At 70.2% G+C, this 19,798-nt stretch carries 20 protein-coding genes; 10 read left to right on the top strand and 10 right to left on the bottom strand.

The genetic code is table 11. From position 1 onward, the window contains the following. Window positions 1–268 precede the first annotated feature (268 nt). Window positions 269–1,663, top strand: coding sequence for a dGTP triphosphohydrolase (gene dgt / locus K8640_RS01680; protein WP_370640308.1), 1,395 nt, complete (start codon window positions 269–271; stop codon window positions 1,661–1,663). 18 nt (window positions 1,664–1,681) lie between these two features. On the opposite strand, the gene K8640_RS01685 is transcribed toward dgt, so the two are convergent. After that, window positions 1,682–2,137: a VOC family protein gene (locus tag K8640_RS01685; RefSeq protein ID WP_223745478.1), complete on the bottom strand. Its 456-nt coding sequence runs from the start codon at window positions 2,135–2,137 to the stop codon at window positions 1,682–1,684. Window positions 2,138–2,281: 144 nt separating this feature from the next. On the opposite strand from K8640_RS01685, the gene K8640_RS01690 reads away from it, so the two are divergent. Continuing rightward, on the top strand, window positions 2,282–3,409 hold the full coding sequence (locus K8640_RS01690; RefSeq protein WP_223745479.1) for a sensor histidine kinase: 1,128 nt from the start codon (window positions 2,282–2,284) through the stop codon (window positions 3,407–3,409). A 167-nt stretch (window positions 3,410–3,576) separates the two neighbouring features. After that, on the top strand, window positions 3,577–4,377 hold the full coding sequence (locus tag K8640_RS01695) for a response regulator (protein ID WP_223745480.1): 801 nt from the start codon (window positions 3,577–3,579) through the stop codon (window positions 4,375–4,377). Here the strand turns inward: K8640_RS01695 and K8640_RS01700 are convergent. The 4 genes from K8640_RS01700 to K8640_RS01715 form a co-directional block, all read right to left on the bottom strand. Continuing rightward, window positions 4,374–4,574, bottom strand: coding sequence for a hypothetical protein (locus K8640_RS01700; RefSeq protein ID WP_223745481.1), 201 nt, complete (start codon window positions 4,572–4,574; stop codon window positions 4,374–4,376). The genes K8640_RS01695 and K8640_RS01700 overlap by 4 nt on opposite strands. Beyond that, window positions 4,510–4,836 (bottom strand): hypothetical protein, encoded by a 327-nt coding sequence (locus tag K8640_RS01705; RefSeq protein ID WP_141325580.1) that lies wholly within the window; start codon window positions 4,834–4,836, stop codon window positions 4,510–4,512. The genes K8640_RS01700 and K8640_RS01705 overlap by 65 nt, the downstream gene beginning before the upstream one ends. Window positions 4,837–4,887: 51 nt before the next feature. Then, the gene (locus tag K8640_RS01710; RefSeq protein ID WP_223745482.1) at window positions 4,888–6,423 is read right to left on the bottom strand and encodes an MBL fold metallo-hydrolase; all 1,536 of its coding nucleotides are present in this window, start codon (window positions 6,421–6,423) and stop codon (window positions 4,888–4,890) included. A 108-nt stretch (window positions 6,424–6,531) separates the two neighbouring features. Continuing rightward, a complete protein-coding gene (locus K8640_RS01715; RefSeq protein WP_223745483.1) occupies window positions 6,532–7,251 on the bottom strand; it encodes a hypothetical protein in 720 nt (239 codons plus the stop codon). A gap of 177 nt (window positions 7,252–7,428) precedes the next feature. Between K8640_RS01715 and K8640_RS01720 the strand changes: the two genes are divergently transcribed. Together K8640_RS01720 and K8640_RS01725 are read left to right on the top strand one after the other, a co-directional pair. Then, on the top strand, window positions 7,429–8,103 hold the full coding sequence (locus tag K8640_RS01720; protein WP_223745484.1) for an SOS response-associated peptidase: 675 nt from the start codon (window positions 7,429–7,431) through the stop codon (window positions 8,101–8,103). 181 nt (window positions 8,104–8,284) lie between these two features. Then, a complete protein-coding gene (locus tag K8640_RS01725; RefSeq protein ID WP_223745485.1) occupies window positions 8,285–9,106 on the top strand; it encodes an alpha/beta fold hydrolase in 822 nt (273 codons plus the stop codon). A gap of 57 nt (window positions 9,107–9,163) precedes the next feature. On the opposite strand, the gene K8640_RS01730 is transcribed toward K8640_RS01725, so the two are convergent. Then, on the bottom strand, window positions 9,164–9,706 hold the full coding sequence (locus K8640_RS01730; RefSeq protein WP_223745486.1) for a hypothetical protein: 543 nt from the start codon (window positions 9,704–9,706) through the stop codon (window positions 9,164–9,166). 252 nt (window positions 9,707–9,958) lie between these two features. Between K8640_RS01730 and K8640_RS01735 the strand changes: the two genes are divergently transcribed. After that, the gene (locus K8640_RS01735) at window positions 9,959–11,347 is read left to right on the top strand and encodes a neprosin family prolyl endopeptidase (protein ID WP_223745487.1); all 1,389 of its coding nucleotides are present in this window, start codon (window positions 9,959–9,961) and stop codon (window positions 11,345–11,347) included. A gap of 57 nt (window positions 11,348–11,404) precedes the next feature. On the opposite strand, the gene K8640_RS01740 is transcribed toward K8640_RS01735, so the two are convergent. Both K8640_RS01740 and K8640_RS01745 read right to left on the bottom strand, forming a co-directional pair. Beyond that, window positions 11,405–12,919, bottom strand: coding sequence for an Hsp70 family protein (locus tag K8640_RS01740; protein WP_223745488.1), 1,515 nt, complete (start codon window positions 12,917–12,919; stop codon window positions 11,405–11,407). Window positions 12,920–12,996: 77 nt separating this feature from the next. Next, window positions 12,997–13,569, bottom strand: a complete 573-nt coding sequence (locus tag K8640_RS01745) for a helix-turn-helix domain-containing protein (protein ID WP_223745489.1) — start codon at window positions 13,567–13,569, stop codon at window positions 12,997–12,999. 47 nt (window positions 13,570–13,616) lie between these two features. Between K8640_RS01745 and K8640_RS01750 the strand changes: the two genes are divergently transcribed. The 3 genes from K8640_RS01750 to K8640_RS01760 all read left to right on the top strand — a co-directional run bounded on the left by K8640_RS01750 (window position 13,617) and on the right by K8640_RS01760 (window position 16,231). Continuing rightward, entirely contained in the window at window positions 13,617–14,309 is a 693-nt protein-coding gene (locus K8640_RS01750; protein ID WP_223745490.1) for an AzlC family ABC transporter permease, read from the top strand. Next, the gene (locus K8640_RS01755) at window positions 14,306–14,614 is read left to right on the top strand and encodes an AzlD domain-containing protein (RefSeq protein ID WP_223745491.1); all 309 of its coding nucleotides are present in this window, start codon (window positions 14,306–14,308) and stop codon (window positions 14,612–14,614) included. Before K8640_RS01750 ends, K8640_RS01755 begins: the two co-directional genes overlap by 4 nt. A 216-nt stretch (window positions 14,615–14,830) precedes the next feature. Beyond that, window positions 14,831–16,231: a hypothetical protein gene (locus K8640_RS01760; protein WP_223745492.1), complete on the top strand. Its 1,401-nt coding sequence runs from the start codon at window positions 14,831–14,833 to the stop codon at window positions 16,229–16,231. A gap of 4 nt (window positions 16,232–16,235) precedes the next feature. On the opposite strand, the gene K8640_RS01765 is transcribed toward K8640_RS01760, so the two are convergent. Then, window positions 16,236–16,853 carry an RICIN domain-containing protein gene (locus tag K8640_RS01765; protein WP_223745493.1) on the bottom strand — a complete coding sequence of 206 codons (618 nt, stop codon included), beginning with the start codon at window positions 16,851–16,853 and terminating at the stop codon, window positions 16,236–16,238. A gap of 240 nt (window positions 16,854–17,093) precedes the next feature. On the opposite strand from K8640_RS01765, the gene K8640_RS01770 reads away from it, so the two are divergent. Next, window positions 17,094–18,185, top strand: a complete 1,092-nt coding sequence (locus K8640_RS01770; protein ID WP_223745494.1) for a response regulator transcription factor — start codon at window positions 17,094–17,096, stop codon at window positions 18,183–18,185. A gap of 65 nt (window positions 18,186–18,250) precedes the next feature. On the opposite strand, the gene K8640_RS01775 is transcribed toward K8640_RS01770, so the two are convergent. Beyond that, window positions 18,251–19,744 (bottom strand): sigma-54 dependent transcriptional regulator, encoded by a 1,494-nt coding sequence (locus K8640_RS01775; RefSeq protein WP_223745495.1) that lies wholly within the window; start codon window positions 19,742–19,744, stop codon window positions 18,251–18,253. Window positions 19,745–19,798: the final 54 nt, after the last annotated feature.

Below are 19,798 nucleotides of genomic sequence, written 5' to 3' on the forward strand. Positions count from 1 at the left end.
GGGTTCCGCTGGAGGAGGGAACCGGGCGCAGGCTGCCCAGGGCACGCGCGTCCGTCCAGCGTCACGAGGCCCGGCGAGCGACCCGGGCGCCGTCCGCTCGCCGGGTGGGACAACGGCGCCGTGCCCACCCGTCCCATGAAACTTGCCTCCGCGTACGGGCGGAGCAGCATGCTCCCGTCGTCCTTCTCCAAGGGACGGCAGCGAGGCACTTTCAGTGGGCGGCAGAAGTCGGACGGAGCGGTGGCAGCGGTTCTTGTCGGGACACCGGGTGGGCTCGGAGCCGAAGCCCGTGGAGGCGCGGGTGGAGAAGGCGCCCGAGGGTGAGGTGTCCCTGCCGCTGGATGAGCGCACGCCGTTCGACGTCGACTACGACCGCATCGTCTTCTCCAGCGAGTTCCGTTGCCTGCACGACAAGACGCAGGTCTTCCCGCTGTCGACGAGCGACTACACGCGCACGCGGTTGACCCACAGCATCGAGGCGTCGTGTGTGGGGCGCTCGTTGGGACAGCTGGCGGGGCTGGGGCTGAAGTCGCAGGGGGTGAAGGTGGAGCCCTCGCACCTGGGGACCATCGTCGCGGCGGCGTGCCTGGCGCACGACATCGGCAACCCGCCTTTCGGCCACTCGGGCGAGGCGGCCATCCAGCATTGGGTGTCGCAGCGGTTGGCGAAGCCGGGTGAGACGCTCGCGGGCAAGCCGAGCCCCTTCACGAAGGCGGAGGAGTGGAGGGATTTGGAGAGCTTCGAGGGCAACGCGCAGGGCTTCCGCATCCTCAACCGGCTCCAGTCGCGCGAGCGGCGGGGCGGGCTGCGCTACACCGCGGCGACGCTGGGGGCGATGAGCAAGTACCCTCGGCCGTCGGTGCTCCCAGGCGGACGCGAGGCGAACAAGGCGCGCGTGTCGGAGAAGAAGTTCGGTTACTTCCAGGACGACCACGTGCTGGCGCTGGAGACCTACCGTGCCGCGGGGCTGCCCGAGCGCGAGGAGGGCGTCTTCTCCCGCCACCCGCTGGCCTTCCTCGTCGAGGCGGCGGACGACATCTGCTACGCGGTCATCGACCTGGAGGACTCCGCGAAGCTGGGGCTGGTGCCGATGGATGTGGCCTGTGAGCTGTTGGACCAGGTGCTGCCTCCCCCGGAGAAGTCGACGCGATTGCCACCCGCGCACCTGGAGACGCGCCTGGCGCAGGCGCGCGCGCGGGTGATTGGCGTGCTCATCCAGGCGAGCGTCCGCGTGTTCCTGGAGCACGTGGAGCAGATGGAGGAGGGCGAGTGGGAGAAGCCGCTCGTCTCCGCGCGAGACGACATCCGCGGGCCGCTCGACGCCATCAAGAAGCTGACGCGTCGCAAGGGCTACGAGAGTGAGCGCGTGCTGCAGATCGAGAGCGCCGGCTTCAAGACGCTCGGCGGCCTGCTGGACATGTTCGCGCAGGCGGTGGTGACGGACACGCCCAACCGGGAGGAGAGGAAGCTGCGGCAGCTGCTGCCCCTGGAGCTGTTCCAGCGGCCGGACAAGCCGCTGACCAGCGAGGACATCGGTGATGCGCTCGCGCGGCTGTCCATGTACCAGCGGCTCTTGTGCGTCACGGACTACATCTCCGGGATGACGGACGGCTTCGCGGTGGCGCTGTACCAGCGGCTGTCCGGCATCAAGCTGCCGACCTAGCGGGGTGCCCGGTGTCGCTCAGGCGTGCAGCCCTTCCGAAGGAGCGCTCGTGCGCGCCTGCCGTCCCCGTCGCTCCATCAGGGCGAGCGAGTCGTCGATGGCCAGGATGTTCCCCGACGGGTCCCTGAACCACGCCGACTTGAAGTCGCCCATGGTCGCGATGCCGTTCTTCGTCTGGATGCCCATCTCGGGGATGTCGTATTCCTCGAGCTTCACGCCCGCCTGTCGCAGCTCGTCCACGCTGGCCTCCACGTCCTCCACGGCGAAGGAGCACGCAGTGGCGGTGGAGCCGGACGGTGACGAGCGCTCGTAGACGAGGAGGAAGGACTCACCGCCCACGCGGTACATGGCCGCGCCCTCCTCGGAGATCTCCTTGACCTCGTCGAACCCGAGCACCTCGCCGTAGAAGCGCCGGGCCGCCTTCAGGTCCGTCACCGCCAGCGTGGGCACCGCCTTCGTTCTTCCCAGTCCCATGTGTCAGTCCTCCTCGGAGGACAAGTGGGCACCGGCCGGGCGACTCGCAAGCGAGGGTGCGTCGCGGCTGCCGCCTCCCGGCTCGCGTGGATGGACATGGGTGGCGCGGTGCGACTCCGCTAGACTCGGGGCACCGTGACGCCGATGGAAGAGACACCTGCCCCCCTGTGGCGGCGAGCGCTGGGGCTCGTCGCGGTCTGGAGCGTGCCGGGGACGCTGTCCGCGCTGGAGACGTACTTCTTCAGCCTGTCGTCGCCCCGGCCGATGGAGCCGTGGCGCGCGTTCCTGTCGCAGCTTCCCGGCTGGTATGTGTGGGTGCCCGCCACGCCGTGGGTCTTCGCGCTGGCGCGGCGGCTGCCGCTGGGGCGGCCGTTCCGCGCGGGGGCCTGGGCGGGGCACGTGCTGGCGTGCCTGGGCGTGAGCGGGCTGTTCGCGCTCGTGTACACGGTGTGCCAGCGGGCCTTCGGCGCGGGAATGGGAGGCGCGTCCTTCGGGGGGATGCTGGCGCGCTATGCGCTGGGCTGGTTGCCGATGATGGCGATGACGTACGTCGCGACGGTGGGGGTGGCGCAGTCACTCGCGGCCCGGCGGCGTGAGCGTGAGCGGGAGCGGCAGGCCGCGGCGCTCGCCGTCGAGCTGGCGGAGGCCCGGCTCCAGGCGCTCCAGGTGCAGCTCCATCCTCATTTCCTGTTCAACACCCTGAACGCCATCGTCGTGCTGGTGCGGGATGGGGAGAAGGACACGGCCGCGAGGATGCTGGTGCTGCTAGGGGACATCCTGCGCCGGCTGCTCCAGCAGGGCGCGACGCAGGAGGTGTCCCTCCGGGACGAGCTGTCGGTGCTGGAGCGGTACCTGGAGATACAGCGGCTGCGCTTCCAGGACCGGCTGCGGGTGGACTGGGATGTGGACGAGGCGTTGATGGACGCGCGGGTGCCGCACCTGGTGCTCCAGCCGTTGGTGGAGAACGCCATCCGGCACGGTGTGTCGGCCCGCACGGCGGCGGGAGCGCTGCGCATCCGGGCCCGGCGCCACGGCGAGGCGCTGGAGCTGATGGTGGCGGATGACGGTCCGGGGTTGCCTGTCGGCTTCGATGTGGAGCGAAGCCCGGGTATCGGGCTGTCCAACACCCGGGCGCGGCTGTCCCAGCTCTACGGGGCGGCGGGGCGAGTCAGCGTGGCGGCGGCGCCGGAGGGCGTGGGGACCGTGGCTACGGTGTGGCTGCCCTTCCAGCGCGAGGACGCTCCTTCAGGGCGGGGGGCCGCGCATGGCTGAGCTCAGTGTCCTCCCAATGGGTAGCGGAGGCATGAACGCCGTTTCTGAAACGCGGCCGCGCGTCGTTGGGCACAGCGTCCTCCCGAGAAGGAGCGTTGGCATGGGCACGGCGCCAGAGGACGGAGGCGCGCATCGCGGGGCCATGGTTTTCGGAGCGGAGATTTCGCGTGGCTGAGCTCGCCGTCCTCCTGGTGGATGACGAGCCGCTCGCCCGACGTGGCCTCCGGCAGGCCCTGTCGCGGCATCCGGACGTGACGGTGTGCGGCGAGTGCCGCGACGGGCGCGAGGCGGTGGACTCCATCCACGCGCTGAAGCCCGCGCTGGTGCTGCTCGACGTGCAGATGCCGGAGCTGGACGGCTTCGGGGTCATCCGCGAGGTGGGCGTGACACGGATGCCCGCGGTCATCTTCATCACCGCGTTCGACTCCTTCGCCGTGCGCGCCTTCGACATGCACGCGGTGGACTACCTGGTGAAGCCCTTCGCGGACGAGCGCTTCGACGAGGCGCTGAGCCGGGCCCGGCAACGACTGCGCCAGGACGAGGCCTTGGCGTTGGGACGAAAGCTGGCGGCCCTGCTCGCGGACACGGGACACGCTCCTCCCACGGAGCGCGAGTCTCCGCCAGGGGACGAGCACCCGAGCCGACTGGTGGTGAAGGTGGGGGCGCGCTCGGTGCTCGTGCCGGTGTCGGACCTCGACTGGATTGGCGCGGACGACTACTGCGTCACGCTGCACGTGGGCGACAAGGAGCACGTGCTGCGCGAGAGCCTGGCGTCACTGGAGGCCCGGCTCGACGCGGAGCGCTTCGTGCGCATCCATCGCTCGGTCATCGTCAACGTGGAGCGCATCCGCGAGCTGCATCACGACTCGGCGACGGAACTCGTGGTGGTGCTGAGCACCGGCCAGCGCCTGCGGGTCAGCCGGAGTCGACGCGAGGAACTGGAGCGCAGGCTCGGACGGGCTCGCTAGACGTCCCGTCGATACGCGGGAGGAATCTGCTCTCCTTCGAGTGTCACCCGCGTCCCGACACCCCGCTCGCCGAAGAGGATGCGCCGGATGACGTCGTTGAAGTCCCTCAACCGGATGTAGAGGATCCACGTCTCATCCAGGAGCCACCAGCCGCCCTCCGCCGTCACGAAGAGGATGGCGAAGTCGCTCGTGGCCACATCCGTCGATGCCATCCGCCGCATCGCTCGCGCCGAACTTCAGGTGGCGATGGTCGACCCCGCGCACGTCGAGCCCGTCCATGAACGACATCACGGCCTGGGCGTAGTCGTGGACCTGGTAGCCCAGGCCCGCCAGCTCCGCGCACACGGTGTCGATGGGCACCGTGCGCGACTGGAGGACGCCGCGCTGCTGGAGGAAGTCCCGGACCTTGGGGTCGAGGACTCCCATCCACGGCGGAGTGAACAGCGTCGTGTCGTTCATGACGGATGCGCCCCCGTGTGTTCTTCTCCATCCTCGCACACGCGCTTCACTTCAGGGCTTCACCTCGGAGACCACGGCGTTCTGCTTCTCCACCGCCGCCGCGAGCGCGGACACGTCCGTGGCGCCCAGGTGCATGCCGAAGACACGGGCCACCTCCAGCCGCTCACGCGCGATGACCTCCATCGTCTCGGAGACCTGTTGCACGTTGAAGAAAGTCCCGTCCGGGCGAGGCTGGACCAGGTCGCTGGTGTAGAGCAGCCGGTGCTCGGGAAGCGCGACGAAGAGCATCCGCTCCCCGGTCTCCGTGCGCACGGGGACCAGCTCCAACCGGTTCTTTCCGGCGCCGAGCTTCACGCGTTGCCCCACGTTGACCAGCGAGGCGGCCCGAGGCGCACGGGCGAGCGCGTCCGGCGCGAGGGTCCGAGGCGCCGTGAGCACCCCCTGCAGGAGCGGCCGGTTGAGGTCCAGCACGTGAAGCGGGATGCCGCGCGCGGCGTACTCCCGGACCCCGCCCACGTGAGGCCATGCATCGCTCGTGGACACCACCGCCTTCACCTTGACGCCCGGGAAGCGACGCTGGGCCTCCTCCAGGATTCGCGCCGAGTAGCCCGAGGAGATGGGCGCCTCGATGATGACGAGCCCATCAGCCTGCTTCACCAGCGTGACATCCCACGCGCCAGGCAGATGCACGACGCCCGGCGCCAGCTCGACGGCCGGACGGTCGGGGCGACCCAGCGGCAGGTCATCCGCGGTCATCCGCCCCCGCGCCGCGAAGCCCTTCTTCACGTCCTCGGGAATGGCGAAGTCCTCCTCGGAGACCTTCGGAGCCAGCTCCAGCCGCGTCACGGTGAAGCTGTGGTAGGCCTGCCCCTTGCGCTCCCACTCCCAGTGGCGTGGATGGCGCAGCCCGCCCGGCTCCAGGGACCACGCCTGGAAGAACAACCGCGTCGTCACATCACCCCAGACACTCCAGAAGAAGTCCGACGGGTGCGCGTCCAGCGTCTCCACCATCGTGGGCAGCCGCGTCCGCGCGTTGAGATACAGCTTCACCCGCGCGTGGCCATGGCGGAACGCCACCACGTGGTGCGGCACGTCCTGCAGCCGGGTGTCCGCCAGCGCGCGCAGCTCCGGCGCGGCCAGCGCGGTGAAGAGAATGCGCTCGGGCGCGAAGTCGAGCCGCTCGTTCAGGTCCTGCAACTGGGCCCCTCCCGCGGGACGTCGCTGGCCGCCGCGCTCCATCATCACCACACCGTCGGACAGCACCATCGTCGCGCCCTGCCAGTCCTCGAGCCCCGGGGAGCCACGGCCCTCGGTCTTCATCCGCAGCCGACGCTGTCGCAGGTCTCGCACCTCGTCGACCTGCTCGTAGCTGACGAGCCACGGTGGGGCAGGGCGCTCGGACTGCTCCATCAGGTTCCAGTGGCCGATGCCCTGGATGCGCAGCGCGCAGAGGGCCTGGAGCTTCGCTTCGCCCCCCATGGCCTCCAGCGAGGCCCGCAGGTGGGCACGCGCGACGTCCTCGGCCGCGAGGGCGGAGGACGCGAGGAACAGGCCGAGGAGCACGAGCAGCGGAGTGGTTCGTCTCATGCCCCCAGGATGCCGAGGCGCCCGTGGGCTCCCGGTGCCTTTGCAGCCAATGGCGGGACGGGCGCGGCGAAGTGCGCGCCCGGAGCGGCGAGTGGTGGAGCGCCGGGCTCAGTCGCCCGCGACCGCGAGCTGCCAGTCCCCGTCCTTGTCGATGCCGACGCGCAGGCCCAGGTAGCTGCCCAGCTCCTTGCGCATGCTCTCGAGGTCGGCCTTCGGGTAGACGCCGGCGAGCATCTTCACGTCCTTCTCCGTCTTGAAGCCGGTGATGTGCACGGAGGGCCAGTAGTAGAGGTCTCCCTCCTGGGCGTAGGGCAGCTCCAGCACCTGGACGATGCGCGCGAGGGTAGGCTCGCCCTTCGCCTCCTCCTGCTTCCAGAACGCCACCGCGTCCTCGTCGGGGCCGAAGCTGAAGCGCACGCTCTTGCCCTTCTCGTCCACCAGCCTGCCCAGCTCCGCGTAGTCACACGCCCGCGCGGCGGCGATGATGCGGGTGCGCATGCTCTCCACCGCGGGAGGCAGGGGCGGCTTCGGCGCGGCCTTCGTGGAGGCCTTCAGCTTCGCCGCGGAGCAGTCCGTGCCACCCGAGGCCCGCGCGAGCTCTCCTGCGTCACCCGGGCCCGCGTCATGCGTGCCCGCGTCGGCCAGGTCCACCGCGTCCCCCGCCGTACCGGGAGCGACGGGAGGGGAGTCGGGGACGACAGGCTGGGAGGGTGCCACCGCCGAGGCGGGAGCCCCCGCGTCCAGGGGCCCGGCGGGAGTGGCGGTGCGCTCGGTGCAGGCGACGAGCGAGGCGGCGACGCAGACGGACAGGCGGGTCAGGCGGTTCATGGCCCGCGTATGTAGTTCAAGCCGCCCGGCCCGTGTCTTCCCGGGGCGCCTCTTCTGGTGACTCGAGGACGAACGTTCATTCCCGGGCCCCTCGCGCACCGCCGGACGGCGAGCGAGCGCCGGTGCCACGCATGAGTTGCTTGGGTCCGCCTCCGGACGAGGTGATACTCCCCACCCATGTGCGGCCGTGTCACCGTTCGGACCTCTCCTGATCAGCTCGTGGTGGAGCTGGGCCTCGCCGGCATTCGCATGGCGGTGGACCGCCCCCGCTTCAACCTGGCGCCCACGCAGCTGATGCCCGTGGTGCCCAATGACGGAGCGCGGATGCTGGACGCCTTCCGCTGGGGGCTCATCCCCTCGTGGGCGAAGGACGCGAGCATCGGCAACAAGCTCATCAACGCGCGCGGGGAGACGGTGGCGGAGAAGCCCAGCTTCCGCAGCGCGCTCAAGCGTCGTCGGTGCCTGGTGCTGGTGGACGGCTGGTTCGAGTGGAAGCAGTCCACGAAGCCGAAGACGCCCTTCTACTTCCACCGCGCGGACGGCAAGCCCCTGGCGCTCGCGGGGCTGTGGGAGGAGTGGACGGCGCAGGACACCGGCGAGGTGCTGCGCACCTGCACCATCATCACCACCGGCCCCAACGCGTTGATGGCGCCCATCCATGACCGGATGCCCGTCATCCTGCCGCCCCCGGCCCAGGAGGTGTGGCTGCGCCCCGAGCCCCAGGAGTCCTCCGTCCTGCTGCCCCTGCTGGTGCCCGTGGCGGACGACGGCCTGGACGCCTACGAGGTGGCGCGCGTGGTCAACTCCCCCACGAACGACGTGCCGGCCTGCGTGGAGCGGGTGGCCGCGTAGCCGCGGGAAAATAAATCCCCTGTCGAAATGCGCGGGCCCCGTTCGTTCGCCTCCTGAAGTCGAACACATCGGAGGATTCGCGATGAAGGACCGGGGTCGGGAAGGTCTCAGCCGCCGTTTCATCCTGGGGGCCGGGGCCGCGTGTGTCGCGAGTCTTGGACTCTCTTGCCGGGGACACGCCATGAACACGAAGCCGCAGCAGGGTGGCTACGCCACCGTCGACGACCTGAAGGTCTATTTCGAGGTCCACGGAGGCCCGCTCGAAGGAGGCAAGACGCCCCTCGTCCTGCTGCCGGGCGGAATGCTGGCCATCGAGACGGCCTTCACGAAGGACCTGCTCCCGCGCTTCGCCCGGAGCCGCCCCGTCATCGCCATGGAGATGCAGGGGCATGGCCACACGGGAGACAGGCCGGGCCCCATCCAGCTGGAGCGCATGGTGAAGGACGTCGTGGGCGTGCTCGCGCACCTCGGCGTGAAGCGGGCCCACCTGCTGGGCCACAGCCTGGGCGGGATGATCGCCACGGGCGTGTGCGTCCACCATCCCGAGGTCGTGGCCAGCGCCACGCTCCTGAGCGTCACGTACACGCTCGAGGGCATGCTGCCCGAGCTGGTGAAGATGCAGCGAGACCCGACGCACGTGCCCTCGCCCGAGCTGATTCCGCTCCTTCCCACCGAGGCGGACTTCGTGTCGTGGAAGGCGAACTTCGACAAGTACAACCCGGACCCGTCCAGCTTCGAGTCCGTGCTGGCCCGACTCAACACCCTGCTGACCGAGTGGAAGGGGTGGAGCACGGCGCAGCTCAACGGCATCCGCGCGCCGGTGCTGCTCGCGCTCGGCGACAACGACTTCACCCGCCTGGAGCACGCGGCGGAGATGTACCGGCTCATCCCCGGCTCGAAGCTGGCCGTGCTGCCCAACACCATGCACATGAACATCATCGAGCGCGGTGCCTGGCTGGAGCCCATGGTCCAGGAGCTCATTTCGCGCGCGGAAGGCGCCTGAGCGGAGGCGTCCGCCCGCGCCGCGCCGTCCCTGTCGACGCGCGGCGCGAGCCTGCGACTACTGGAGGTTCGGCGGCCCCGCGTCCGGAGTGCCCGAGTCCGACGCTCCCGCATCGGAGGTGCCGGCATCGGACGGGATGAAGATCGTCGTCTTGGAGCAGCCCCCGTCGCAGAAGCCGCAGTTGAGCTGCGAGCATCCCGTCGGAACGGCGACGCAACCCGTGGGAGGAGGGCACCCGTTCCCGCCCGTGCAGGTCCCCGTGCAGATGATGGTCCCCTCGCCTCCGGGAATCACGACGGGAGGCACGTTCGAGGCCGAGTGCGAGGCGGTGGGAAACTCCACGCGGACGGAGAGGGTGGAGATTCTCTTCCCGTCCTCCTCGTGGTTTCGCGCGGCCCCGAGCGGCGTCAGCACCGCGCCCTCCAACCGCCGGGCGACGTCGGGCGGCGTGTTGTCGACGAAGGCGCACGCCGGTGCATCCGTGGACGCGGCGGCGTCTATTCGAGACGCCGCCTTGGGCTCGTCACCACAGGCCCAGAGTGCCGCCACCGCCAGGACCACCGCCACCACGACACGATGCAAGGGATTGAGAGAGGTCATGGTCCCGAGTCTGGCTGGGACGCCCCGTGCGGGCTGACGTCCTCGGGACGGATGTCCAAGCCCCGACACTCAGCCCCGGCTCGGACTCCAGTCCCGCGCCAATCTTCCCATCCCGCCGTTGCTCCTCCTGCGTGTCCGCACCTCCCCTCGTGAGACATGAAAGGCTCCAAACGAAGGATTCCATGACAGGCGTTCATTCCATGCCTCGCCACGAAACAGGCCGGGCATTGCACCAACCAAGAGGGGCATTGCATGAACGAGCAGCGAAGGTCGTCGCGTGGCTGGCGTCTGGGCTCGGTGTCGGGAGTGATGCTGGGCGCGCTGGCGTGCGGAGGTGTCGCGGAGCCCGAGGTCGCCGCCCCCGAGGCCACGGGAAGCACGGCGCTGGTTGAGCGCGTGCGGGACACGGCGGAGCTGGCCCGGATGAAGGCCTACGCCGAGTCGCTCTATGACGAGAAGGACGTGGTGCATCGCTTCACCAGTCGCGGCGGCGAGGCCATCGACTGCGTGCCGCTGTACGCGCAGCCCGCGCTGCGTCAGCCGGGCATGGAGAACCACCGAATCCAGCTGGCGCCGGGCACCGAGCCCATCGCGCGTCCGGAGCGGCCGGTGGCGCCGGGGGACTCGCTCGCGGCGAAGTGGCGCGCCGAGCCCGCGACGCTGGAGGGCCGCGCGGACGAGCTGGACGCCACGGGCGCGCGCAGGCGCTGCCCGGAAGGCAGCGTGCCCATCGTCAAGCTGACGCTCGACACGCTCAAGCGCTTCGAGTCGCTGGACGACTTCCGCCGCAAGATTCCCAGCCACCTGACGGGCAACGTCTCCGTGGAGACGGGCAAGCGGCGCTCCGAGCAGGCGCCCACGCCGTCCCTGCGCGCGGGCCCCACGGACCTGCACCAGTACGCGCACACGTCCCAGTGGGTGAACAACATGGGCGCGGAGGCCATCTTCAACCTGTGGAGCCCGTACACGGAGCTGAGCAGCGAGTTCAGCCTGTCGCAGATGTGGGTGGTGCGCGGCTCGGGCGCATCGCTGGAGACGGTGGAGGTCGGCTGGCAGCGCTACCGCGACCTCTACGGCGATGACCGCTCGCGCCTCTTCATCTACTTCACGCCGGACAACTACGGCAGCGGGGGTTGCTACAACCTGAGCTGTGGCGCGTTCGTGCAGACGAACACGTCCGTCTTCATCGGCGGAGGCTTCGACAACTACAGCGTCGCCGGCGGCGCCCAGTACGAGTTCAAGTTGATGTGGTTCAAGGACGGCACCACGGGCGCCTGGTGGCTGAAGTTCCAGGACACGTGGGTGGGCTACTACCCGCGCGCGCGCTTCGACGCGGCGGGCCTGGCGGACCGGGCGGACGTCATCGATTTCGGCGGCGAAATCATCGACAACCGCAACCTCAACCTCCACACGTCCACGGACATGGGCAGCGGCGCGTACCCGGGCGCGGGCTGGAGCCACGCCGCGTACACCCGCAACATCCTCTATGTGGACACGGGCAATGTCTATCGTGAGCCCACCTCGCTGAGCGCGTGGCGCAACGACAGCAACTGCTACGACATCAGCCAGTCCAGCAACCCGGGCGGCTGGGGCCGGTACTTCTACTTCGGAGGCCCCGGCTACAACGGCAACTGCACGTAGCCCACGTCGTCAGCGCCGGGTGGGAGGCGGGGACAGCTGCTCCCCGCCCGGGCTGGCTCAGGACGCGCGCTTGGGGGCGCGCAAATCGGTAATCGGCAGCGGGTGGCGGGTGCCCTGGGGCGAGACGAGGGCCGCGGCGAGGACGAAGTCCTGGCCCATGCGCAGCTCCAGGGTGGTGGGCCCCTTGTGCGTGGTGCGCCAGTCCAGGTCGATGCGCACGGTGCCGAGCAGCTCTCGGTCCACGGTGGTGGTGTCGAGCGACTCGAACAGGGCGACGGAGATGGGGCCGGGGATGAGGGGCAGCTCCAGCGTCACGGACTTCGTCGCGGGCACGGGGGTGTTGGCGGGGATGACCTCGTGCTGGGCGCCGCCGGGCACCATGATGCCGATGGGCATGGGCACCACGTCCGACAGGCCCGTGATTCCGCGCGCCAGGTTGCGCCCGAGGATGGCCGCGCCCACCGCCACGCCCAGCTCCGGGTTGACCTCCTTGTCGGAGGACAGCCGCTTGAAGTGGGAGAAGCGCTGCCGGATGACGGGCATGCGCGTCTGGCCGCCCACCAGCACCAACTCGTCGATGTGCTCCGCCTTGAGCCTGGCGCGCTCCAGCACGTCGTCGCACGCGGACGCGGTGCGCTCGATGAGCTGGAACACCATCTCCTCCAGCTGCTTGCGCGTCAGCGTGTAGTCGAAGTCGATGAAGCCGCCGTCCTTCTGCGCGATGCAGGGGACGCGGAGCACCGTGGACTCGCGCGTGCTGAGCGCCATCTTCGCGGACTCGGCGGCGAAGACCAGCCGCTGCATCACCACCTGGTTGCCGCGCAGGTCCAACCCGTGCTGGCGCTGGAAGTCCGCCACCAGCAGCTCCACGATGCGCTCGTCGAAGTTGGCGCCGCCCAGGAACGCGTCGCCGCCCGTCGCGAGCACCTTCACCACCCGGTTCTGCACCGCCAGCAGCGTGGCGTCGAACGTGCCGCCGCCCAGGTCGAACACCATCACCGTCTGCTCGGGGTTGCGCAGGTTGGCGTAGTAGAGCGCCGCCGCCGTCGGCTCGTTGATGATGGCGCGCACGTTGAGGCCGCACATCTCGGCGGCCTGCCGCACCGCCTCGCGCTGGCGGATGCTCGCGTGCGCGGGCACCGTGAGCACGCACTCCTTGAAGGGCTCGCCGGCCGCGTGCGTGGCCAGGGTGAGGATCTGCTTGATGACCAGGTGGGTGACGTCCGTCAGCGACGTCTGCTTGCCGTACATCGTCACCGCGGTGTACCCGTCCGGCGCCTCCACCAGCTCGAAGGCGTACTTGTCCTTGTGCTGGGTGACGTACTCGGATTGGTAGCGTCGGCCCAGGAAGCGCTTGGCGCCGAACACGGTGTGCCGCGGGTCGTCGATGATCTGCCGCCGGGCCGCGTGGCCGACGATGGCCTTGTCCGCCGCGTGGAACCACACCACCGAGGGCAGCGTGAAGCTCTTGTCCGTCACCGGCACCAGCCGCAGCTTGCCCGCCTTGTCGAAGAAGGCCGCCGACGTGTTGGTGGTCCCGAAGTCGATTCCGAGGATGGGGGCCGTACTCATGCGCCCCGGAGTCTCCCATGTCTGGCCCGGCGGTTCAGCTCCGAGATTCCAGGGATTCGGAGTCGCGGTTCACCCGCCTACACGTGCTCCATCACCATGACGGCGACGGTGTGGGGGGCGAGGGCCTCGTAGAGGTGGGGCACGTCGCCGGGGAAGGTGGCGTAGTCGCCCGGGGCCAGCTCCACCGGGTGGTCCGAGGGGCCCGCGCGCAGCCGTCCCTTGCTGACGATGAGGTGCTCGACGCTGCCGGGGATGTGGGCCTGGGCGTGGCGGGCGGAGCCGGGCTCCAGGGTGATGACGTAGAGGTCGCGTCGTGCGCCGGGCGGGCAGGCGGACAGCATGATGCCGGTGAAGTGGGCCTGCTCGGAGCGGATGGCGGCGCCCTCGCCCGCGCGGATGACGCGCACCTCGCGAGCGGGCGGGTCCACCAGCCGGCTGAAGGGCACCCCCAGCGCCACGGCCAGGGCCCAGAGCGTCTCGATGCTCGGGTTGCCGGCGCCCGACTCCAGCTGCGACAGCGTGGACTTGGAGATGTCCGCGCGGCGCGCGAGCTCCGACAGGGACATGTCCGTGCGCTCACGCTCCCGGCGCAGGGCGACGGCGATGGCGTCCAGCGGACGAGGGGGCTTGGGTGTTCGTTTTAACGGCATGGTCGTTCTTATTGACGAACGGGTGGCTTCTGTCCAGATTGAGATGCATGGCGAACGTGGACCGGGTGTTGGTGCGGGACGTGGGGGCGGTGGCGCTGGCGTCGGGCGTGGTGGGGGTGTCGTTCGGGGCGCTGGCGGTGGCGGCGGGGATGTCGGTGTGGATGGCGCTGTTCATGTCGGTGGTGGTGTTCGCGGGCGGCGCGCAGTTCGTGGTGGTGGGGATGGTGGCGGCGGGGGGCAGTCCGGCGGCGGCGGTGGTCGCGGGGCTGTTGCTCAACGCGCGGCATCTTCCCTTCGGGTTGGCGGTGGCGGACCTGTTGGGGAAGCGGTGGTCCACGCGGCTGCTGGGCGCGCACCTGATGGTGGACGAGTCGGTGGCCTTCGCCCTGTCCCAGCGGGAGCCGGGACGGCGTCGGGCGGCCTACTGGTTGTGCGGTGGCATGTTGTTCGTGGGGTGGAACACGGGCGTGGTGCTGGGCGGCTGGGCGGGGCGCGTGGTGGGCAGCTCCGAGTCGCTGGGGCTCGACGCGGCGTTCCCCGCGTGCATGGTCGCGCTGCTGTTGCCATCGCTGTTGCCGCCCCGGGAGCAGGACGCGGAGGCGGGCGCGAGGGAGCGGGCGGCGAAGGCGCGCCAGGTGGCGCTGGTGGGCGCGCTCATCGCGTTGGTGCTGACGCCGTGGCTGCCCATGGGGCTGCCGGTGATTCTGTCGATTCTCGCCGTGGGAGTGGCGCTGCGATGACCTTGCTGCCGATTCTGGTGCTGGCCCTGGGGACGTATGGCTTTCGCGTGGCGGGGCCGCTGTTGAGCGAGCGGCTGAAGCTGTCGGCGCGGGTGCGGCAGCGGATGGCGCTGGCGACCATCGCGATGCTGGCGGCGCTCGTGGCCACGTCGACGCTGCTGGCACAGGGAGGCCTCGCCGGGTGGGCCCGGCCGACGGGGGTGCTCGTCGGCGCGGTGCTCGCGTGTCTGCGGCTGCCCTTCATCGCGGTGGTGGTGGCCGCGGCGGCGACCGCGGCGGGGCTGCGCCTGCTCGGCGTGCCGTGAGCACGTCGAGCAGGGCCGAGGTCAGCCGTGCTCGAAGCGCGTGAGGTTCAGGGACAGGTGCTCTGGTTGTAGGTCTTGGGGTAGGGCGTCAGGCTGCCCTCGAAGACGGGCGCCGCGCGCAACGTCGAGGGCGGGATTCCTTCGGGCGCTGCGTGTATTTCTTCACGTCCCGGTCGGCGGATGTCGACGCACCGTGAGGCGTGATAACCGCGACGGATGCGAATGAATCAGCGGTGGCTCGAGGTGACGCTCCTGGCGACGGCGCTGTGTCTGTGTGCCTGCGGCTCCAGTGACTCGAAGGACGATGCGGGCAGCCCGGATGCCGGCGGTGGTGACGCGGGGACGCCGGACGCGGGCACCCCGGACGCGGGGCCCGAGGTGCCCGCCTTCGAGCAGGGGGACGGTGTCTCTCGCGAGTCCGCCGTGGTGGGGGGCGTCGACGTGGACCGCTACACGTGGACGGACTCGAAGGGGCGCCCGAGGACGTTGTCGCTGAAGCGGCAGACCGCCGCGGGCAATGGCGGGTACGCGGTCCAGATGACCTATCAGGTCGCCGCGGGCGCCGACTGGCGCACGGTGACGGTGGATGGCACGGGCGGCGGCGAGCGCGGCTTCGGCTACTTCGTGGGCCATGAGCTGTACCGCCAGTTCGACAACGGCGCGTCCGGCACCATCGCGGGGCTGAACGGCGAGGACGACTCGCCGCTCGGGTATGGCTTCGCGGTGCGGGGTGTCCCCTCGTCCATCCTCCCGGCGAGCACCTCCGCCAGCCACACCTTCACGACGACCTATCCGAAGTGGGGCACCCGGGTGGCCATGGCGGACGTCACCGCGGCGACGCCGGCCGCCACCGCGTCCCACCAGAAGTTCCTGGTGCCGCTCACCCTGCGCTGGGTCTTCCAGAAGGGCGTCGACTTCCCGCGCCTGGACATCCGGCTGGACCTGGGCGAGGCGACGGCGGGGCAGTTCTCGTTCGACATGCGAGGCCCCTACGGTGTCGTCGAGTTCGCGGACGCCGACCCGCAGGCGCCGCTGAGCAACGTGCAGTGGGGCGACACGCGCAACCACTTCACCACGCAGGCACCGGTGGCGGGTGTGCTGACCACCCAGGCGAACTGGACGTGGAACGAGCCCATCGGCGCCACGCGCAAGTACCACGCGCTGCTCGCGCGCCACTCGGGCACGGGCGTGTTGTACGAGCTGGGCCTGGTCGAGCTGAAGCTGGGCCAGGACGCGGGGTTGGTCTACGGCGGCTACAGCACCAACAACGGCGCGACGAAGGCCGCCACGGGGCGGGCGCTGCTGAGCGACGGCTTCTCCGCGGGCGAGTGGCCGTTCCAGTCCGCGCAGTACAGCGGGCTCAACGCGGCCACGGGCGTGACGGGCAAGAAGTTCGCCTGGGGCTCCAGCCCGTTCTACGGCTCGGCGTTCACCTCGGTGTACTTCAACAACGACTTCGGCACGGCCATCGACGCCTTCCCCGCGAGCAAGGCGCTGCTCTACCGAACGTGTCTGGTGATGGGCGTGTCCCCGTTCACCGACGCGAGCCGCAAGTCCTTGACGCGTCAGGTGGCGGAGAGCGCGTCGCCGAGCTGCGCGACGGCCGACCCGCTCTGAGCCGTCACTCCAGGGCCCCTGCCTCGCGTGGGCAGGGGGCCGTCACGCGCGTCTCATGGGGGGACGACACGCCCCAGGATGTCTGGGCACCGAGGCAATCCCTGCCGCGCCATCCCACCAGGAGGGTGCGGCCCTCGTCCGCGTAGAACTGGAGGCGCTCGCTCTGGCCGGACGCCAGGAGTGCTCGTCGCGGGGCGCGGGGGGCCTCGGGGGGCGCTTCCACGAGGAGCCGCTCGAACACCGAGCGATGGACGTTCCATTGCTGCGAGGGGTGCGGCTGACATTCCGGGTGGAGGCGGATGCGCGCCCCTCCCACGGGCTCCGGCGCCCCCTCCACGCATTCCCCCGTCGCGGCGCTCTTCAGCTGGATGCCCCGGAACCCCGGAGGCGGAGGGGCGCCGGGTGTCTCGAACGGGGTGATGACCCATTGCTGCTCGAGACTGTCATCACAGGGCGCGGAGACCAGACGTCGCCCGCGAGCACCCAGACAGAAACTTCCATTCCGGATGCGCTCCCGGTGGGCCTGGGTTCCCCGCACCGGCTCGAATTCCCAGTCGAGCCCCGAGGCATGACAAGGCGCGGCGCTGACATTGCCGCCGGGAGTCCCGATGGCTGGCTTCATGCAGTATTGCTGTTGTTGTTGATGCAGGACTGTCAGGGGGCTCACATCCGCGGGGACAGACGCGCAGAGCGCCAAGGTCGCACTCCGGGCGACAACGCGAATCGTCACGCGACCACGGGGGTGATTGCGCACGGCTCCTCCACGAGGGACAGGGATTGCCGACAGGGTGCGTTGGCCCCGTCGGGCGCGTCTATCCCAGAAAAGTGGGGAATTCTTGTCTGGGCTGGATATTGTCAGGGAATGGTGACGCGTTCCCGGATGGAGCGAGAGTTGTTGGGCGCCTTGCGTGAGCTGTCCGAAGCGGAGCTCCCCTTGGGGGAGTTGTTCACGCGGCTGAATGTCTTGCTTCGCGAGCCCCTGGGAGTGGATGCGAGTTGTTGGCATGGCACGGACCCGGCGACGGGGCTGGTGACGTCGACGGTGATGGAGAACCTGGACCCGCGGGGGTTCGAGCGGGCGGCGTATCTGGAGTTGTGGGCGCCGGAGCCCTTGACGTTCGCGGGGCTGCGGGCGTCCGGGCAGCGGGTGGGCTCGTTGCGGAGGGCGGCGGGGGAGAAGCTCGACGAGAGCGCGCGCTACCGCGAGCTCATCGCGCCCTTCGGCTTCGGGGACGAGCTTCGGGTGAACTTCGACTTGCCCTCGGGGTGTTGGGGCGCGGCGACGTTCCTCCGCGCGACGGACCGGGGGCCCTACACGGAGCGGGAGCTGGGGATGATGGAGCGCTTCTCCGCGCACATCGGGCAGATGTTGTGGCGCTCGTACCAGGGCACGGTGCCGAAGGGGGAGGGGCAGCCGCTGCCGGGCATTGCGGTGCTGGGGCCCCGGGGGCAGTTGATGTCGGCGGACCCGAGGGCGGAGGCGGTGCTGGCGGAGCTCGCGGAGACGTCACCGTCGTCGACGGGGGTGCCGTCCGGGGTCATCACCGTGGCCGAGCATGCCCGGGGCCTGGGCGCGGCGGGGCGCAGGGACGTGCCGTCGCGCTCCAGGGTGAGGACGCGCACGGGGCAGTGGCTCACGCTGCATGCGTCCCTGCTGGAGGGGCGTCCGGACGGGCAGGTCGCCATCGTCGTGGCGCCCGCCACGCCCGCGGAGGTGTTGCCCATGGCCCTGATGAGCCTGGGGCTGACGGCCCGTGAGCAGGACGTGGCCATCCTGGTGGCCCAGGGGCACACCACGGACACCATCGCGCGGACGCTGGCCATCACTCCGGCGACGGTGCAGGACCACCTGAAGGCCATCTTCACCAAGGCCAGGGTCCGCAGCCGCCGCGAGTTCATCGCCCAACTGGTGGGCATGTCCGCGGGGCCCCAAGGCGTCGCGCGAGGGGCTTGAGACAACAGTGTGTTTGGAAATGTTTCAGCATGGTGGCGCTGAAACATTTGTGACGACGCTTGGGGTTACGTCTCGGATTGGCCGCGCCGGAGGCCCAGGGCCTTCATCTTCTTGTAGAAGTGGCCCCGCTCCAGGTCCAGGAGCCGGGCGGCCTCCGTGACGTTGTCGTGGGTATGGGCCAGCACGTAGAGGATGATCTCCCGCTCGGCGTCCTCCACCTGCTCGCGGAAGGTCTTGTCCGCGCGGGGCTTGAAGCCCACCACGGGGGCCGGTGCCGACGTCGGGGGAGGGGGCGCCACCAGCGCGTGCGCGGGCGTGCTCGCCGCGGCCACCACCGCCGAGTCCAGCGTGGGCGCCGGCGCGGCCACCGTCTCCATCGGAGGCGGCACGACGCCGCGTCCCCGGGGCAGCAGCTCCAGCGCGTCCGCGCGCGTGACGACGGGGCCCTCGCACAGGATGGCCAGCCGCTCGACCAGGTTGCGCAGCTCGCGCACGTTGCCGGGGTAGTCGTAGGCGCTCATCACCGCCAGCGCGTCCGGGGACAGCGTCAACGGCCGCCGCCCGTTCTTCGCGCAGGCCTCGCTCAGGAAGGTGCCGATGAGGTCCGGCAGGTCCTCGCGCCGCTCACGCAGGGGCGGTGAGTGAATCTGCACGACGTTGATGCGGTAGTACAAATCCTCGCGGAAGCGCCCCGCGCCAATCTCCTGCTCCAGGTTCTTGTTCGTCGCGGCGATGACGCGCACGTCCACCTTGAGCGTCTCCGCGCCGCCCACCCGCTCCAGTTCCCCCTCCTGGAGGACCCTGAGCAGCTTGGCCTGCATGGCCGGCGGCATGTCGCCAATCTCGTCGAGGAACAAGGTCCCCTCGTGCGCCAGCTCGAACTTGCCGCGGCGCACGCTCACCGCCCCCGTGAACGCGCCCTTCTCGTGGCCGAACAGCTCGCTCTCGATGAGCTCGTGCGGCACCGCCGCGCAGTTGAGCTTCACGAACGGCGACGCCTTGCGCCGCGAGTTCTGGTGCAGCGCCCGGGCGATGAGCTCCTTGCCCGTGCCGTTCTCACCGGTGATGAGCACCCGCCCCTCGGACGGCGCCGTGCGCTGGATGAGCGAGAAGATGCGCTGCATGGCCGGGCCGCTGCCCACCATGTCGTAGCGCCCCAGCTGCTCGCGCAGCTCGCGCAGCTCCTCCATCGCCGCCTGGTGCTTGAGCACGTTGCGCAGCGCGACCAGCAGCCGCTCCCGCGCGATGGGCTTCTCCAGGAAGTCGCGCGCCCCCAGCTGCGTCGCCTTCACCGCCGTGTCGATGGTGCCGTGCCCCGACATCATGATGACGGGCAGCTCGGGCCGCAGCTCCGTGAGCCGGGCGAGCGCCGTCAGCCCATCCATGTCCGGCATCTTCACGTCCATCAACACCGCGTCCACCGGCCGCGCGCTCACCACGTCGAGCGCCACCTGCCCGCTGGCCGCCAGATGTGTCTGATATCCCGCAAGCTGCAACGACTGGCTCAGGGTCAGCAGGATGTTCTTCTCGTCATCGACGATGAGCACGGATGCGGGCATGCGGGGCGCTCCCGGCCCGGGGACCACGTCACGCGGCCGCTCCCGGGCAACAGC

This window comes from Myxococcus sp. XM-1-1-1 (assembly GCF_020037095.1).
Lineage (GTDB): Bacteria > Myxococcota > Myxococcia > Myxococcales > Myxococcaceae > Myxococcus > Myxococcus fulvus.

Coding starts and splice junctions, on each gene's coding strand:
- K8640_RS01715 (WP_223745483.1), bottom strand. CDS start 7,251: ATGAACCGCCTGACCCGCCTGTCCGTCTGCGTCGCCGCCTCGCTCGTC.
- K8640_RS01755 (WP_223745491.1), top strand. CDS start 14,306: ATGACCTTGCTGCCGATTCTGGTGCTGGCCCTGGGGACGTATGGCTTT.
- K8640_RS01735 (WP_223745487.1), top strand. CDS start 9,959: ATGAACGAGCAGCGAAGGTCGTCGCGTGGCTGGCGTCTGGGCTCGGTG.
- K8640_RS01710 (WP_223745482.1), bottom strand. CDS start 6,423: ATGAGACGAACCACTCCGCTGCTCGTGCTCCTCGGCCTGTTCCTCGCG.
- K8640_RS01765 (WP_223745493.1), bottom strand. CDS start 16,853: ATGAAGCCAGCCATCGGGACTCCCGGCGGCAATGTCAGCGCCGCGCCT.
- K8640_RS01705 (WP_141325580.1), bottom strand. CDS start 4,836: ATGAACGACACGACGCTGTTCACTCCGCCGTGGATGGGAGTCCTCGAC.
- K8640_RS01745 (WP_223745489.1), bottom strand. CDS start 13,569: ATGCCGTTAAAACGAACACCCAAGCCCCCTCGTCCGCTGGACGCCATC.
- K8640_RS01760 (WP_223745492.1), top strand. CDS start 14,831: ATGCGAATGAATCAGCGGTGGCTCGAGGTGACGCTCCTGGCGACGGCG.
- K8640_RS01750 (WP_223745490.1), top strand. CDS start 13,617: ATGGCGAACGTGGACCGGGTGTTGGTGCGGGACGTGGGGGCGGTGGCG.
- K8640_RS01770 (WP_223745494.1), top strand. CDS start 17,094: ATGGTGACGCGTTCCCGGATGGAGCGAGAGTTGTTGGGCGCCTTGCGT.
- K8640_RS01740 (WP_223745488.1), bottom strand. CDS start 12,919: ATGAGTACGGCCCCCATCCTCGGAATCGACTTCGGGACCACCAACACG.
- K8640_RS01730 (WP_223745486.1), bottom strand. CDS start 9,706: ATGACCTCTCTCAATCCCTTGCATCGTGTCGTGGTGGCGGTGGTCCTG.
- K8640_RS01775 (WP_223745495.1), bottom strand. CDS start 19,744: ATGCCCGCATCCGTGCTCATCGTCGATGACGAGAAGAACATCCTGCTG.
- K8640_RS01690 (WP_223745479.1), top strand. CDS start 2,282: ATGGAAGAGACACCTGCCCCCCTGTGGCGGCGAGCGCTGGGGCTCGTC.
- K8640_RS01725 (WP_223745485.1), top strand. CDS start 8,285: ATGAACACGAAGCCGCAGCAGGGTGGCTACGCCACCGTCGACGACCTG.
- K8640_RS01685 (WP_223745478.1), bottom strand. CDS start 2,137: ATGGGACTGGGAAGAACGAAGGCGGTGCCCACGCTGGCGGTGACGGAC.
- K8640_RS01720 (WP_223745484.1), top strand. CDS start 7,429: ATGTGCGGCCGTGTCACCGTTCGGACCTCTCCTGATCAGCTCGTGGTG.